General features: G+C 63.3%; 15 protein-coding genes. 3 read left to right on the top strand and 12 right to left on the bottom strand.

Going from position 1 to position 14,935, the window contains the following annotated elements:
• Positions 1-6 precede the first annotated feature (6 nt).
• Entirely contained in the window at positions 7-405 is a 399-nt protein-coding gene (locus BM115_RS27015) for a hypothetical protein (RefSeq protein ID WP_143093841.1), read from the top strand.
• A gap of 106 nt (positions 406-511) precedes the next feature.
• Here BM115_RS27015 and BM115_RS02320 read toward each other — a convergent pair whose 3' ends face one another.
• The 12 genes from BM115_RS02320 to BM115_RS02375 all read right to left on the bottom strand — a co-directional run bounded on the left by BM115_RS02320 (position 512) and on the right by BM115_RS02375 (position 12,359).
• Entirely contained in the window at positions 512-1,213 is a 702-nt protein-coding gene (locus BM115_RS02320; RefSeq protein ID WP_092290155.1) for an ABC transporter ATP-binding protein, read from the bottom strand.
• Positions 1,213-1,980 (bottom strand): high-affinity branched-chain amino acid ABC transporter ATP-binding protein LivG, encoded by a 768-nt coding sequence (gene livG, locus BM115_RS02325; RefSeq protein ID WP_092290156.1) that lies wholly within the window; start codon positions 1,978-1,980, stop codon positions 1,213-1,215. Before livG ends, BM115_RS02320 begins: the two co-directional genes overlap by 1 nt.
• Complete coding sequence (locus BM115_RS02330) at positions 1,977-3,242, bottom strand: high-affinity branched-chain amino acid ABC transporter permease LivM (RefSeq protein ID WP_092290157.1); 1,266 nt, start codon at positions 3,240-3,242, stop codon at positions 1,977-1,979. The genes livG and BM115_RS02330 overlap by 4 nt, the downstream gene beginning before the upstream one ends.
• A 12-nt stretch (positions 3,243-3,254) precedes the next feature.
• A complete protein-coding gene (gene livH, locus BM115_RS02335) occupies positions 3,255-4,181 on the bottom strand; it encodes a high-affinity branched-chain amino acid ABC transporter permease LivH (protein ID WP_092290158.1) in 927 nt (308 codons plus the stop codon).
• A 138-nt stretch (positions 4,182-4,319) separates the two neighbouring features.
• Complete coding sequence (locus tag BM115_RS02340; RefSeq protein ID WP_092290159.1) at positions 4,320-5,447, bottom strand: branched-chain amino acid ABC transporter substrate-binding protein; 1,128 nt, start codon at positions 5,445-5,447, stop codon at positions 4,320-4,322.
• 575 nt (positions 5,448-6,022) lie between these two features.
• The gene (gene gltA / locus BM115_RS02345) at positions 6,023-7,324 is read right to left on the bottom strand and encodes a citrate synthase (protein ID WP_092290160.1); all 1,302 of its coding nucleotides are present in this window, start codon (positions 7,322-7,324) and stop codon (positions 6,023-6,025) included.
• Between the two features lie 42 nt (positions 7,325-7,366).
• Entirely contained in the window at positions 7,367-7,648 is a 282-nt protein-coding gene (locus BM115_RS02350) for an FAD assembly factor SdhE (RefSeq protein ID WP_092290162.1), read from the bottom strand.
• Positions 7,649-7,776: 128 nt separating this feature from the next.
• Positions 7,777-8,478: a succinate dehydrogenase iron-sulfur subunit gene (locus tag BM115_RS02355; protein WP_092290164.1), complete on the bottom strand. Its 702-nt coding sequence runs from the start codon at positions 8,476-8,478 to the stop codon at positions 7,777-7,779.
• A gap of 34 nt (positions 8,479-8,512) precedes the next feature.
• The gene (gene sdhA / locus BM115_RS02360) at positions 8,513-10,291 is read right to left on the bottom strand and encodes a succinate dehydrogenase flavoprotein subunit (protein WP_092290166.1); all 1,779 of its coding nucleotides are present in this window, start codon (positions 10,289-10,291) and stop codon (positions 8,513-8,515) included.
• Positions 10,292-10,294: 3 nt separating this feature from the next.
• Positions 10,295-10,660 carry a succinate dehydrogenase, hydrophobic membrane anchor protein gene (sdhD, locus tag BM115_RS02365; RefSeq protein WP_092290168.1) on the bottom strand — a complete coding sequence of 122 codons (366 nt, stop codon included), beginning with the start codon at positions 10,658-10,660 and terminating at the stop codon, positions 10,295-10,297.
• 11 nt (positions 10,661-10,671) lie between these two features.
• On the bottom strand, positions 10,672-11,082 hold the full coding sequence (gene sdhC, locus BM115_RS02370) for a succinate dehydrogenase, cytochrome b556 subunit (RefSeq protein ID WP_092290173.1): 411 nt from the start codon (positions 11,080-11,082) through the stop codon (positions 10,672-10,674).
• 434 nt (positions 11,083-11,516) lie between these two features.
• The gene (locus BM115_RS02375) at positions 11,517-12,359 is read right to left on the bottom strand and encodes a GntR family transcriptional regulator (RefSeq protein WP_092290175.1); all 843 of its coding nucleotides are present in this window, start codon (positions 12,357-12,359) and stop codon (positions 11,517-11,519) included.
• A gap of 334 nt (positions 12,360-12,693) precedes the next feature.
• On the opposite strand from BM115_RS02375, the gene BM115_RS02380 reads away from it, so the two are divergent.
• Positions 12,694-13,677 carry a malate dehydrogenase gene (locus BM115_RS02380; RefSeq protein WP_092290179.1) on the top strand — a complete coding sequence of 328 codons (984 nt, stop codon included), beginning with the start codon at positions 12,694-12,696 and terminating at the stop codon, positions 13,675-13,677.
• A gap of 128 nt (positions 13,678-13,805) precedes the next feature.
• On the top strand, positions 13,806-14,786 hold the full coding sequence (locus tag BM115_RS02385) for an HpcH/HpaI aldolase/citrate lyase family protein (RefSeq protein ID WP_092290181.1): 981 nt from the start codon (positions 13,806-13,808) through the stop codon (positions 14,784-14,786).
• Positions 14,787-14,935: the final 149 nt, after the last annotated feature.

A 14,935-nucleotide genomic window follows, 5' to 3' on the forward strand; every position in this document is an offset into this window, starting at 1 on the left:
GTTATCTTGGTGACTCTCCTCCTTGCGCTACCCGCAACGAGTGACGCCAGAACCGTCAAGAAAGTCATCATCACCGAGACCGGGCAAAATGCCGAGCCGGACGACGTGGACATGACCGAGCGCTGCAAGATATTCCAACCAACGGTGGCACAGGTAAAACGATACTTCTCGAAAGCCTATCCCGTGGAAGGCTACGTTATTACCACGGAACGCTATTCGCCCTGCTACGCGACGGGCGTAGTGAAATTCAGCGATAACAGTTTTGGCGAATTCCGACTGCGCTCAAGTGGAACCGCCACCTTGTATTGGAATAGAGGCGACTCTGTATATTTACTTTACAAGCACAATAAATGGGGCGATCCGTTGGCTTGCGGCTACGGCCTTAGTTCCGAAGGAGAGTGCTAGGAACAAGACGCCACGGAATCCAAAGCGTAGTTAAAGTCCTGCGGTTAGCCATCGCAGGCGAGTGGCGGTGCTTTTTTACCCAAGGCTCCGCCACCTACCCTCCCCCTCACCCACCCAAATACGCCGCCCGTATCCGGTCATTCGCCAGCAAATTCTCCCCGGTATCTGCCAGCACCACCTTCCCGGTCTCCAGCACGTAGCCCCGGTCGGCCACCTGCAGGGCCTTGTTGGCGTTCTGCTCGACCAAGAACACTGTGACGCCTTCATCACGGATGGTGCGGATGATGTCGAAGATCTGGGCGATGATCAGCGGGGCGAGGCCCAGCGTTGGCTCGTCCAGCAGCAGCAGACGGGGGCGGCTCATCAGGGCGCGGCCGATGGCCAGCATTTGCTGTTCGCCGCCGGACATCGTGCCCGCACGCTGGCCCGAGCGCTGGTTCAGCCTCGGAAAAAGCTTGAAAACGTGCTCGATGCCGGCCTCGATGTCGTGCCGGCTGGCGAAGAACGCGCCCATCTTCAGGTTTTCCAGCACGGTCAGGCTCGGGAACACTCGCCGCCCCTCCGGCGAGATCGCCATGCCCATGCGCATGATCTCGTGGGTATTGCGCTGCGTGATGTCCTGCCCCTCGAACGACACGCGGCCGCTCGAGGCGCGCGGCGAGCCGCACACGGTCATCATCAGCGTGGTCTTGCCTGCGCCGTTGCTACCGATCAGCGTGACGATTTCGCCCTTGTTCACTTCGATCGATACGCCGCTCAGCGCTTCCACGGCGCCATAGTGGGTATGGACCTGTTCCAGCTTCAGCATCAGTCCTCTCCCAGGTAGGCCTTGATCACGCGCGGGTCGTTGCGCACTTCGTCCGGCTTGCCGATGACGATCGGCTTGCCGTGCTCCATCACGAGGATGCGGTCGGACACGCCCATGACGAGGCTCATGTCATGCTCGATCAGCAGCACCGAAATGTTGAATTCGTGGCGCAATTTGTCGATCAATTGTTGCAGTTCGATCTTTTCCTGCGGATTCAGGCCCGCCGCCGGTTCGTCCAACATCAGCAGGCGCGGCTTGGTGATCATGCAGCGCGCGATCTCGAGCCGGCGCTGGTGTCCATAGGACAGCGTGCCCGCCTCGCGATTGGCCACCGAGGTCAGGCCCATGCGTTCGAGCCAGACGGCGGCGCGCTCCAGCGCCTCGCGCTCGGCGCGGCGGTAGGCCGGCGTGGCGAACAGCCCGCGCAGCAGGCCGGCCTTGACCTGCAGGTGCTGCGCCACGAGCAGGTTCTCCACCACGGTCAGCGACTTGAACAGGCGAATATTCTGAAACGTGCGCACCAGCCCGCGCCGCGCCACCTGGTGGCTCGGCAGGCCGGCGATGGCCTGGCCGTCCAGCGTGACTTCGCCGCCGGTGGGCTTGTAGAAGCCGCCCACGCAGTTGAACACCGTGGTCTTGCCGGCGCCGTTCGGGCCGATGATGGCGAAGACCTCGTCGCGACGCACATCGAAATCGATGCCGTCCACGGCCAGCAGCCCGCCAAAGCGCATCTGCAGGCCGGATACTTTCAGCATTTCCGCGCTCATTGCGGCAACTCCACGTGGGGACGGCTCGCGGGCAGCAAGCCCTGCGGACGCCACATCATCATCAGCACCATCACCAGGCCGAAAATCAGCATGCGGTATTCGGCAAAATCGCGCGCCACCTCGGGCAGCACGGTCAGCAGGATGGCTGCCAGGATCACGCCCAGCTGCGAGCCCATGCCGCCCAGCACCACCACGGCCAGGATCAACGCCGATTCGATAAACGTGAACGATTCCGGATTGACCAGCCCCTGGCGCGCCGCGAAGAACGCGCCGGCCAGCCCCGCGAACGAGGCGCCCAGCGTGAATGCCGACAGCTTGATGCGCGTGGGATTCAGGCCCAGCGAGCGGCAGGCGATCTCGTCGTCGCGCAGCGCCTCCCAGGCGCGGCCCATCGGCATGCGGATCAGGCGGCTCGTCACGAACAGGGTGAAACCGACCAGCAGCAGCGCCAGCAGGTACAGGAAGATCACCATGTGCTGTCCGGTGTAGTCGAGCCCGATCATTTCGTGGAACGTGCGCGTGCCTTCCACGCTCGCGCTACGCGCCATCTCGATGCCGAACACGGTCGGCTTCGGAATGCCCGAGACGCCGTCCGGGCCGCCAGTCAGGCTGGTCAGATTGTTCAAGAGCAGGCGGATGATTTCACCGAAGCCGAGCGTGACGATGGCCAGGTAGTCGCCGCGCAGCCGCAGCACGGGGAAGCCGAGCACGAAGCCGAACAGCGCCGACATGCCCGCAGCAATCGGCAGGCACTCCCAGAACGTGAACCCGAAATACTGGTTGAGCAGCGCATACGTATAGCCGCCCACCGCGTAGAAGCCCACGTAGCCCAGGTCGAGCAGGCCAGCGAAGCCCACCACGATGTTCAGGCCCAGGCCCAGGATCACGTAGATCAGGGCAAGCGTGGCCACGTCCACCGCGCCGCGCGAGCCAAAGAACGGCCAGACCAGCCCCACCGCCAGCAGCACCCAGATCACCACGCGCTGCTGCTGCGCGCCCATCGCCGGCGCGGCGGGCAGCTTCACGGCGCTACGGGCCCGCGTGAGCAGCGGCTTGAGCAGCTGAAAGACGAAAACGGCCGCCACGGCGATCCAGACCGGCCGCCAGTGTGGCTCCAGCACCACCTTGTAGCCGTCCAGCTTCAGTTGCAGGCCCAGCACGGGAATGGTGAGGATGGCCGTCATCACGGCCGCCGTCACCGCGTTTTTTATCGTCTGCGCGACGGAATGCGAGACGGATTTTTGATACATCGCTTGTGTCATGGGGCGCCCTCCTCAGACCTTTTCCACATCCGGCTTGCCAAGCAGGCCGGTCGGACGGAACAGCAGCACGAGGACCAGCAGGCCGAAGGCCACCACATCCTTGTACTCGGCCGGCATGTAGCCGGAGGCGAAGGTTTCGGCCAGACCCAGCAGCACGCCGCCGAGCATCGCGCCCGGAATGCTGCCGATGCCGCCCAGCACGGCGGCCGTAAAGGCCTTGATGCCGGCAATGAAACCGATGAAGGGATTGAGCTTGCCGATGGTCAGCCCGATCAGCACGCCGCCCACGGCGGCCAGCATCGCGCCGAGCACGAAGGTGAACGAGATCACGCGGTTCGTGTCGATGCCGAGCAGGTTGGCCATGCGCATGTCCTCCGCACAGGCGCGGCAGGCGCGGCCCATGCGCGAGTGGCCGATGAACAGCGTCAGCGCCACCATCAGCACCAGCGTCACGCCCACGATCAGCAGGCGCGAATACGGCACGGTCACGACGAAGTCACTGCCCATCTGGAATTCGATGGCACCCGAGATCAGCACCGGCACGGACACGTCGCGTGCACCTTGCCCGATCTGGACGTAGTTCTGAAGAAAAATCGACATGCCGATGGCCGAGATCAACGGCACAAGGCGCGGCCCGCCACGCAAGGGGCGATACGCCACGCGCTCCACGGCAAAGCCATAACAGCCGGTGACGGCCACGGACACGATCAGCGCAGCACCCAGCACCAGCGGCAGCGGGTAGCCGGCCTGCGCGCCGATGGCGGTCAGGGTCACGAGGCCCACGTAGGCGCCGATCATGTAGATCTCGCCGTGGGCAAAGTTGATCATGCCGATGATGCCGTAGACCATGGTGTAGCCAATGGCGATCAGCGCATAGATCGCACCCAGTGTCAGGCCGTTGACCAGCTGCTGGGTGAACTGTGGAAGGAATTCGTTCATGCGGGGGACCTTGTGGATCGGGGAGCCCGATGCGGCGCGCGGGCCATCATGATGTGACGACTATCCGACATCGAACCGATACCAAAACGCCCCGCTCCCTATGCGGGAGCGAGGCGTTTCGCCAGACTGGCGCCGGACTTAGTTGGCGGCGGTCTTCGTGGCGTCCTTGTGCCACGTGTAGACGACGAACTTGAACGACTTCAGATCGCCCTTCTCGTCGTACTCGACCTTGCCGATCGGCGTGGTGAACGCATTCTTGTGCATGTACGCGGCCACCTTGGCCGGGTCCGTGCTCTTGGCGCCGGCGATGGCGTCGCCGATGATCTTCACGGCGGCGTAGGCGGGCATCTGGAACGGGCCGTTGGCGTCGCGCTTCTTGTCGGCGAAGGCCTTCACCAGCGCGGCGTTGGCCGGGTCGGCCGAGAAGTCGGCCGGCAGCGTGACCAGCATGCCTTCCGACGACGGGCCGGCGATGGCCGTCACGTCCTTGTTGCCCACGCCTTCGGGGCCCATGAACGTGGCCTTCACGCCCTGCTCGCGCGCCTGGCGCAGCAGCAGGCCCATTTCCGGGTGATAGCCGCCGAAGTAGACGAAGTCCACGCCCTGCGACTTCAGCTTCGTGATGACAGCGGAGTAGTCCGAATCGCCGGCGTTGATGCCTTCGAACACGGCCACGGGAATCTTGGCCGCTTCCAGGTCCTTCTTCACCGACGAGGCGATGCCCTGGCCGTACGACTGCTTGTCGTGCAGCACAGCCACCTTCTTCGGCTTGACCTTGCCGATGATGTACTGGGCAGCGGCAGGACCCTGCTGGTCGTCACGGCCGATGGTGCGGAAGATGAACTTGCGCTTCTTGTTCTCGGTCAGCTGCGGCGCGGTGGCCGACGGCGTGACCATCACGATGCCTTCGTTCTCGTAAATATCCGATGCCGGGATCGTCGAGCCGGAGCACACGTGGCCAATCACGAAGCGGATGTTCTGGCTCACGACCTTGTTGGCAACCGCCACGGCCTGCTTCGGCTCGCAGGCGTCGTCCATCAGCACCACTTCGAGCTTGTTGCCACCGGCACCGCCCGCGGCATTGATCTGTTCGATGGCGGTCAGGGCACCGGCCTTGACCATGTCGCCGTACTGGGCGACCGAGCCGCTCATGGGGCCGGCGATGGCGATCTTGACGGTTTCGGCGTGGGCCAGGCTGGCGGCAGTGAGGCCGGCGGTGGCAATCACGGCGGCCATGGCAGTGGACGTGAGACGGGACAACGTCATCAGGAGCTCCTCGATTATGTTTAGGTCATTCCGGGCAGAGGCGGCATGACCAGCGCAATCGAACAACACCCGCGGGGAGAGCCGCCAGAGGTGGCAGAGGGACGACCCGAAGCGGAAGACGGGCCTGCGATGAAGACGTGAAGCGATGCGGGGCCCGGCATGTGTCAGCGCCCGGAAGCCCGTGGCGCCAAAAGTTCGGAAAGACAACGTTGATGCGTTCTCTATTGCGCAAGCGCTTCGCCTGCCCCGCCTTGCCTCGCGACGTGCCGGAAGGGTGGCCCGGCTGCCGGTGGCAAAAGCAGCCCGCATTATAGAGGGAAGTTGCAACCCGTTGGGGCGATAGTTCCCGACTTTGCCGAAAATCAGACAACAAATGTAGACAGTTGCAACCTTCGCATGGCAGGAATCGTCGCAAAAATGGCCTTTCACAACTGTTGTGCATAGCTGCGCAGATGACCCTGGCGCGGCGCCGCACAACGCCACGCCGCCGGAAACACAAACGCCCCGGCAAGCCGGGGCGTTTGTGTTTGCTGCAGTGCAAGGCGACTAGGCCACCCTGCGCTCGCGCGGCGGGATCAGCGCTTGGCCATGTCCGGCACTTCGCGGGCGGCGTTGCCGTTGAAGAGCTGGCGCGGACGGCCGATCTTGTACTCGGGGTCCGTGATCATCTCTTCCCACTGCGAGATCCAGCCCGGCGTACGTGCCAGGGCGAAGATGCAGGTGAACAGCGAGGTCGGGATGCCCAGCGCGCGCTGCACGATACCCGAGTAGAAGTCCACGTTCGGGTACAGCTTGCGGCTCACGAAGTACTCGTCTTCCAGCGCGATCTTTTCCAGTTCCATGGCGAGCTTGAACAGCGGGTCGTTGTGCAGGCCCAGTTCGTTCAGCACTTCATGGCAGGTTTCGCGCATCAGCTTGGCGCGCGGATCGTAGTTCTTGTACACGCGGTGGCCAAAGCCCATCAGGCGCACGCCCGAGTTCTTGTCCTTGACCTGCTTGATGAACTCGTTGATGTTGTCCACGCTGCCAATCTCTTCCAGCATCTTCAGCGCAGCTTCGTTGGCGCCGCCGTGGGCCGGACCCCACAGGCAGGCCACGCCAGCGGCGATGGCGGCGAACGGGTTCGTGCCCGACGAGCCAGCCAGGCGCACCGTCGAGGTCGAGGCGTTCTGCTCGTGGTCTGCGTGCAGGATGAAGATGCGGTCCAGCGCGCGCTCGAGCACCGGGTTCACGGTGTACGGGGCGCACGGCGTGCCAAACATCATGCGCAGGAAGTTGCCCGAGTAGGACAGGTCGTTCTGCGGGTAGATGTACGGCTGGCCGATGTTGTACTTGTATGCCATGGCCACGAGGGTCGGCATCTTGGCGATCAGGCGGATGGCCGAGATCTCGCGCTGGTGCGGATCATCGATGTCCATCGCGTCGTGGTAGAACGCGCTCATCGCGCCCACGAGACCCGTCAGCACGGCCATCGGGTGGGCATCGCGGCGGAAGCCGCGCAGGAAGAATTGCAGCTGCTCGTGAACCATCGTGTGGTTCATCACGCTGTTGACGAACTCTTCCTTCTGCTTGGCGTTGGGCAGTTCGCCCTTCAGCAGCAGGTAGCAGGTTTCCAGGTGATCGCACTTGCCTGCCAGCTGCTCGATCGGATAGCCGCGGTACAGCAGTTCGCCCTTGTCACCGTCGATGTAGGTGATTTTGGAGTTGCACGACGCAGTCGACATGAACCCCGGGTCATAGGTGAACTTGCCGGTCTGTCCGTACAGCTTGCGAATGTCGATCACGTCGGGGCCAACGGTACCCTTGTAGATCGGCAGCTCAACGCTGGGGGAACCATCGGAAAACGATAGCGTGGCTTTCACATCGGACGGCGTCATGTCGGTTCCTTCAAATGCTGTGAATAATAGTGTTGACCAAACTCAGACCGAACGCAGCAGGTCCAGGACCCGGTGCATCGGGGGCGTGTCGAGCTCACCGTCCAGCTCCTTGCGGACAAGCAGCAGGTCCATCAACTCGTTGTCGCTGAGCTCGAACAGCTCGCCCAGCGATGCCACGTCCTCATCGGACAGGCTCTCCTCGTAACGGTTGAAGAAACGTTCGACGATGATGTCGTTCTCCAGGAGGCCGCGGCGGGCACGCCAGCGCAACCGGGCGCGCTTATGCGGATCGGCCTGATGGGAGAAAGTGGTGGAAAGACTCATGGTCAGCCTTCTTGCGATCGGCGCGTCACCTGATATACCTCAACAGGCTGACGCGCCGCTTACTTCAACTGCAGACTGCGATACTGCAGCCTCCCGCGTGGTGGCAGGAGGCAGTTTATACCGCTGGTTTATACCGCGCGGCGAACCATCAGTTCCTTGATCTTGCCGATGGCCTTCGTCGGGTTGAGACCCTTCGGGCACACGTCGACGCAGTTCATGATGCTGTGGCAGCGGAACAGGCGGTACGGGTCGTTCAGGTTGTCCAGACGCTCGCCGGTGGCCTGATCGCGGCTATCCGCGATGAAGCGGTAGGCTTGCAGCAGGCCGGCCGGGCCGACGAACTTGTCCGGGTTCCACCAGAACGACGGGCAGGACGTGGAGCAGCTCGCGCACAAGATGCACTCGTACAGGCCGTCCAGCTCGTCACGTTCCTGCGGCGACTGCAGACGCTCCTTCTCGGGCGGCGGCTCGTCGTTGATCAGGAACGGCTTGATCGAGTTGTACTGCTTGAAGAAGTTCGTCATGTCGACGATCAGGTCGCGCACCACCGGCAGGCCGGGCAGCGGACGCAGCACGATGCGGTCCGGCAGCTCGCGCATGTTCGTCAGGCAGGCCAGGCCGTTCTTGCCGTTGATGTTCATCGCGTCCGAACCGCACACGCCTTCACGGCACGAACGGCGGAACGAGATGGTCTCGTCGAGCTTCTTCAGCTTGACCAGCGCATCGAGCAGCATGCGCTCGTGACCGTCGAGTTCTACCTCGTAGGTCTGCATGCGGGGCGCGTCGTCCTTGTCCGGATCGTAGCGGTAGACTTCGAAAATACGCTTCATTTCTGTGGGTCCTGTTGTCTCTACGATGCGGGGCTCAGAAGGTACGGGCCTTCGGCGGAACCGATTCCACTGTCAGCGGCTCCATCTTCACCGGCTTGTAGTCGAGGCGGTTGCCTTCGCTGTAGAACAGCGTGTGCTTGAGCCAGTTGTTGTCGTCGCGGTTCGGGAAGTCGCTGTGGGCGTGGGCGCCACGCGATTCCTTGCGGGCCGCGGCCGAGATCATCGTCGCCTTGGCCACTTCCACCAGGTTCGACACTTCCAGGGCTTCCACCAGCGCGGTGTTGAAGACCCTGGACTTGTCCTTCAGGTGGATGTTGTTGGCACGCTCCGCCACTTCCAGGATGCGCTCGACGCCTTCGTCCATCAGCTTCTGCGTACGGAACACGCCGGCATGCGACTGCATGTTGCGGCGGATGTCGTTGGCCACGTCCTGGGTGTATTCGCCCGAGGTCGTGCCCTGCAGCTTGGCCAGGCGCGACATGGCGCGGTCCGCGGCGTCAGCCGGCAGCGGCTTGTGTTCCTTCTGCTTGTTCGCGTTGGCGATGATGTGGTTGCCGGCCGCACGGCCGAACACCACCAGATCCAGCAGCGAGTTCGTGCCCAGGCGGTTGGCGCCGTGCACCGACACGCAGGAGCATTCGCCGATCGCGTAGAAGCCGTTCACGATCTCGTTCGGGTTGCCGTTCTTCGGCACCACGACCTGACCGTGGAAGTTCGTCGGGATACCGCCCATCTGGTAGTGGATGGTCGGCACGACGGGGATCGGTTCCTTGATCGCGTCGACGTTGGCGAACTTCATGCCGATTTCTCGGATCGACGGCAGGCGCTTCATGATGGTCTCGGCACCGACGTGGGTCAGGTCGAGCAGCACGTAGTCGCCGTTCGGGCCGCAGCCACGGCCTTCCTTGATTTCCTGGTCCATCGAGCGCGACACGAAGTCACGCGGCGCCAGATCCTTCAGCGTCGGGGCATAGCGCTCCATGAAGCGCTCGCCATCCTTGTTACGCAGGATGCCGCCCTCGCCACGGACGCCTTCCGTGATCAGCACGCCCGCGCCGGCCACGCCGGTCGGGTGGAACTGCCAGAACTCCATGTCTTCCAGGGGTACGCCGGCACGTGCCGCCATGCCCAGGCCATCGCCCGTGTTGATGAAGGCGTTGGTGGAAGCCGCGTAGATCCGGCCCGCGCCGCCGGTGGCGAACAGGGTAGTCTTGGCTTCGAGGATGTAGACCTCGCCGGTCTCCATTTCCAGCGCGGTCACGCCCAGCACATCACCGTCTTCGTCGCGGATCAGGTCCAGCGCCATCCATTCGACGAAAAAATGTGTCTTGGCGCGCACATTACGCTGGTACAGCGTGTGCAGCAGCGCGTGGCCGGTACGGTCAGCCGCGGCGCAGGCACGCTGCACGGGCTTCTCGCCGTAGTTGGCCGTGTGGCCGCCGAACGGACGCTGGTAGATCGTGCCATCGGCATTACGGTCGAACGGCATGCCGAAGTGCTCGAGCTCGTACACGACCTTCGGCGCTTCCCGGCACATGAACTCGATGGCGTCCTGGTCGCCCAGCCAGTCCGAGCCCTTGATGGTGTCGTAGAAGTGATAGTGCCAGTTGTCCTCGCTCATGTTGCCGAGCGAGGCACCGATGCCACCCTGCGCCGCCACGGTGTGCGAGCGGGTGGGGAAAACCTTCGACAGCACGGCCACGTTCAGGCCGGCTTCCGCGAGCTGGAGGGATGCGCGCATCCCGGCGCCGCCCGCCCCGACGATGACCACGTCAAACCGACGACGCGGCAATCCAGTCTTGACTGCGACCATTTATTACACCCTCCAGAGAATCTGAGCAGCGTAGCCCGCACAACCGACGAGCCACAGAATCGTAAGAACTTGCAGCACGAGGCGCACGGCCATCGGCTTCACATAGTCCATCCAGATGTCGCGCACGCCAAACCAGGCGTGATACAGCAGCGAGAGGATGGTGAGGAACGTCAGGATCTTCATCCACTGGTTGGAGAAGAGACCTGCCCAGCCTTCGTACGACGGATTGCCGAAAGCCAGGTACACACCCGCCAGGATCACGGTGAACAGCACCATGATCACGGCGGTCACGCGTTGCGCCAGCCAGTCCTTCAGACCGTAGTGCGCACCGACGACAAGACGCTTGGGACCGATATTATTGTTTGCCACCTTGATTCTCCTCAGAACAGGCCGAATAGCTTCAGCCCGAAAATCAGGGTGAGCAGCAGGCTGACGACGAGCACCGCGACGGCCGACTTTGCAGACGTGGGCTTTGCCACGCCGACGTGCACGTCGAGCAGCAGGAAGCGGATGCCAGCGCAGAAGTGATGCAGGTAACCCCAGATCAGCGCCAGGATGACCAGTTTGACGAAGCCGTTGGACAGCAGTGCCGAGAACTTGGCGAAGCTCAGCTCGGACGTGACGCTCTGCTCAAACAGGTACAGAACGAACGGAAGGAGGAGGAACATCAATGCACCGCTGACGCGATGCAGGATGGATACCTTGCCGGCCCAGGGCAACCGATAACGCGCGATTTGCGCAATACCGATGTTCCGGAACTCCGGCCTGGCTTGTTTGACGGCTTCAGCCATGCGAGACCCCATTTGCGGTAGAAAAAAAACTGCAAAAGAACGAAAACTGCCATTGCTCCGGGTTTCACCGGATCGCTACACGATTGCGCAGTGACGCGACTCCGGGTACCTTGAAGGCACGGGACACACCCGCCTTCCGGTGCGCACCGGTTTGGATCCTGCGCGTGGGTTGCGCTGGATGCAAATGAATGCACTGGAGCAAATCCAGATGATTTTAGCGCCTTTGTTGCGCGCCGCACCAATAATTTTCAGCTATCGCGCACCAACCCGGCGTGCCCGACAATCGCACGCAATACTTCGCGCACCACGCCGGATCGGACTTCTCCCCGGCGCATTCCCGATGATTCCATTCAATGGCCGCAACGGTCAGCACAGGTCATCTGCAGGCGCCGCAATAATCGCGCTCCGACCCCGGCGAGCATCGCCACCATGCATTAACTCAAGTCATTCTGGTAATAGTGCCGGGTGGTCACATAGAGGCCGCGGCGGACTTCCACCGGACGATCGCCATAGGTGAACGATACCCGCTCCACCGACAGCAGCGGCGTACCCGCGGCCACGGACAGCAACTCGGCCGCCGTATTATCGGCAGAAACCGCCCGAATCTTTTCCGTGGCGCGGATCATGCGCGTGCCGAACTCGGCCTCGAACAGCGCGTACATCGGGCCCTTCCACTCGTTGAGCTTCTCGGCCGTCAGTCCTTTGAAATTGGTACCCAGCAGCCAGATCTCGTCCAGCACCGTGGCTTCATTCGAAAATGTCAGCACGCGGCGGATCTGCACGACGCTGTCGCCGGTACGGATATCCAGCAGCCGTGCGATCTCGGCCGGCGCGCGCAGGCGCTTGCATTCCAGCACCCGGCTCGCGCCATAGTGCGGCTCGCCCTCGTCGGGTACCAGCCGCAGGAAACGGAACTTGACCACGTCCTCATAGTGCGTGGTCACGAAAGTGCCCTTGCCCTGCCGGCGGGCCACCAGGTTCTCGGCAGCCAGTTCGTCGATGGCCTTGCGCACCGTGCCCTGGCTGACCTTGTAGCGCGCGGCCAGGTCCATCTCGCTCGGGATCATTTCGCCCGGTTTCCATTCGCCGGACTGCAGGCTCTGGGTGATCAGGGCCTTGATCTGCTGATAGAGGGGACTGAACGTGGGCGAGGGATTGACCGGGCCGGCCGGCGCATTGGCGGCGGGCGGCTGCGTCCCGGCACCGCTCTGGGGGGCGCCAGATTCCGGCGCGCCGTTGCCGGCTGCGGCGGACAGGGACGTGGGCAGGGATGACATAGCCCGGATTTCACCACAAAATCGAGAATCGCGTCCAGCACGCTATGAAATGTCTTATGTCTTATATAAGACATATAAATTGACAGTCACGGAGGCCCGTCCTACACTCGCGCAGTCCGCGCCGCCGCCCCCGGCCGCCATCCCCCGCAAGACCCGGATTCGGGCATTGCGGCACCGTTCGGGATGCGGCGCACCACATAGCAGTAGTAGACTTACGCCTTGTCGCCCCCGACGCGGCGGACGCCAGCCTGCCCCGTGGCGACACGCGACGCGCCCGCCCCGTGCGGCAGGCGCCACTGACCGGTTACCCCTCATTTCGTTTGGAGATTTACTCATGGCTAAAGCCCCAATGCGCGTCGCAGTGACCGGCGCCGCTGGCCAGATCGGCTATTCCCTGCTGTTCCGCATCGCCAATGGCGACATGCTCGGCAAAGACCAGCCGGTTATCCTCCAACTGCTCGACCTCCCGCAAGCCCAGGCCGCCGTCAAGGGCGTGGTGATGGAACTGGAAGACTGCGCGTTCCCGCTGCTGGCCGGCGTGGTCATCACCGATGACCCCAAGGTTGCCTTCAAGGACGCCGACGTGGCCCTGCTGGTTGGCGCCCGTCCCCGTAGCAAGGGCATGGAACGCAAGGACCTGCTCGAAGCCAACGCCCAGATCTTCACGGTGCAGGGCAAGGCGCTCGACGAAGTGGCGAGCCGCAACGTCAAGGTGCTGGTGGTGGGCAACCCGGCCAACACCAACGCCTACATCGCCATGAAGTCGGCCCCGAGCCTGCCGCGCGAGAACTTCACCGCGATGCTGCGCCTGGACCACAATCGCGCGCTGTCGCAGATCGCCGCCAAGACCGGCAAGCCGGTGGCGTCGATCGAGAAGATGTTCGTGTGGGGCAACCACAGCCCGACCATGTACGCCGACTACCGCTACGCCACCGTGGACGGCAAGAGCGTCAAGGACATGATCAACGACCCGGTCTGGAACAACGACGTGTTCCTGCCGACCGTTGGCAAGCGCGGCGCCGCCATCATCGAGGCCCGTGGCCTGTCGTCGGCTGCCTCGGCCGCCAACGCCGCCATCGACCACGTGCACGACTGGGTACTGGGCTCGAACGGCAAGGTCGTCACGATGGGCATCCCGTCGAACGGCGAATACGGCATCCCGGCCGACACCATGTTCGGCTACCCGGTGACCACCGCCAACGGCAAGTATGAAATCGTGAAGGGTCTGGAGATCGACGCCTACAGCCAGGAAAAGATCAACATCACCCTGAAGGAACTGGAAGAAGAAAAGGCCGGCGTGCAGCATCTGCTGGGCTGATCTTCCGGAGCTTCCCGCGCATGACGAACCGGGGTCCCGCATCGATGCAACAATCGGCGCGGACCCCGGTTTTTTCATGGGCGCGGGCTTTGTCTCGTCAATTACCCCCCACTCCATAAGTATTCAACGTGCATCCTTCCGAGGTCTTGTTCCAGGGCGAAGCCATCCCGGTCCAGTTGCCGGTGTGTGACCACTATGCCGGCAGCGAAAAGCTCATGCGCAAGTCGCTGGCCCTGCAGCAAGAGCTTGGGCCCGTGTTCGACATCACGTTCGATTGCGAGGACGGCGCCGCCGTCGGCCTGGAGCGCGAGCACGCCACGCTGTGCGCCCAGCTGATCAACAGCCCCGCGAACGTCCACAATCGCGTGGGCGTGCGCATCCACGACCCGGCCCACCCGCACTGGCGCGAGGACATCGACATCCTGGTCGCCGCCGCTGGCGCGCGGCTGGCCTACGTCGTGGTGCCGAAGGTGACCGATGTGGTGGAAGTGGCCCGGGTGACCGACCACGTCAACCACGTGGCGCGCAGTGCCGGCATCGCCCGGCATATCCCGATTCATGTGCTGATTGAGACACATGCAGCACTCGAACAGGTCTTCGATATCGCCGCGCTGGTCCAGGTGGAGTGCCTCAGCTTCGGGCTGATGGACTTCGTCTCCGCGCACCACGGCGCCATTCCGGGCGATGCGATGCGCTCGCCGGGCCAGTTCGAATACCCGCTGATCCGCCGCGCGATGCTGGAGATCTCGGCGGCCTGCCATCGCCACGGCAAAGTGCCGTCGCACAACGTCAGCACGGACGTTCAGCATCCGCAGCGCGCCGGCGAAGACGCCAGCCGCGCCCGCGCCGAGTTCGGCTACCTGCGCAAGTGGAGCATCCATCCGGGCCAGATTGCCCCGATCGTGGCCGCTTTCCGCCCCACCGACACCGAGATCGGCGCGGCCAGCGAGATTCTGCTGGCCGCGCACGAGAACAACTGGGCGCCAATCCGCCATGACGGCCAGTTGCACGACCGCGCCAGCTACCGGTACTACTGGGCGCTGTTGCAGCGTGCTCACGCGACGGGCACCCACCTGCCGGCAGCGGCGGCCGAGCTGTTCTTCGACTGAATGACCCGGGTGACGCCTCAGCGCGCGGATACTGCCCTTTTCCGGCCTGAAGTGCCCCATGGCAAACCAGACATTTCCGATTGTGTAACCAATAGATGACGGACTTCGCCCTGTCAGGCAAATCGTAGAGAATAGCGGCGGAAAGTTGC

The sequence above is a fragment of the Cupriavidus sp. OV096 genome (assembly GCF_900115455.1).
GTDB lineage: Bacteria > Pseudomonadota > Gammaproteobacteria > Burkholderiales > Burkholderiaceae > Cupriavidus.

What these genes read in the sequence shown, in the direction of transcription:
- BM115_RS02320 (WP_092290155.1), bottom strand. Translation starts at nt 1,213, where the DNA reads ATGCTGAAGCTGGAACAGGTCCATACCCACTATGGCGCCGTGGAAGCG.
- BM115_RS02350 (WP_092290162.1), bottom strand. Translation starts at nt 7,648, where the DNA reads ATGAGTCTTTCCACCACTTTCTCCCATCAGGCCGATCCGCATAAGCGC.
- sdhC (WP_092290173.1), bottom strand. Translation starts at nt 11,082, where the DNA reads ATGGCTGAAGCCGTCAAACAAGCCAGGCCGGAGTTCCGGAACATCGGT.
- BM115_RS02355 (WP_092290164.1), bottom strand. Translation starts at nt 8,478, where the DNA reads ATGAAGCGTATTTTCGAAGTCTACCGCTACGATCCGGACAAGGACGAC.
- BM115_RS02330 (WP_092290157.1), bottom strand. Translation starts at nt 3,242, where the DNA reads ATGACACAAGCGATGTATCAAAAATCCGTCTCGCATTCCGTCGCGCAG.
- livG (WP_092290156.1), bottom strand. Translation starts at nt 1,980, where the DNA reads ATGAGCGCGGAAATGCTGAAAGTATCCGGCCTGCAGATGCGCTTTGGC.
- BM115_RS02375 (WP_092290175.1), bottom strand. Translation starts at nt 12,359, where the DNA reads ATGTCATCCCTGCCCACGTCCCTGTCCGCCGCAGCCGGCAACGGCGCG.
- livH (WP_092290158.1), bottom strand. Translation starts at nt 4,181, where the DNA reads ATGAACGAATTCCTTCCACAGTTCACCCAGCAGCTGGTCAACGGCCTG.
- BM115_RS02380 (WP_092290179.1), top strand. Translation starts at nt 12,694, where the DNA reads ATGGCTAAAGCCCCAATGCGCGTCGCAGTGACCGGCGCCGCTGGCCAG.
- sdhA (WP_092290166.1), bottom strand. Translation starts at nt 10,291, where the DNA reads ATGGTCGCAGTCAAGACTGGATTGCCGCGTCGTCGGTTTGACGTGGTC.
- BM115_RS02340 (WP_092290159.1), bottom strand. Translation starts at nt 5,447, where the DNA reads ATGACGTTGTCCCGTCTCACGTCCACTGCCATGGCCGCCGTGATTGCC.
- gltA (WP_092290160.1), bottom strand. Translation starts at nt 7,324, where the DNA reads ATGACGCCGTCCGATGTGAAAGCCACGCTATCGTTTTCCGATGGTTCC.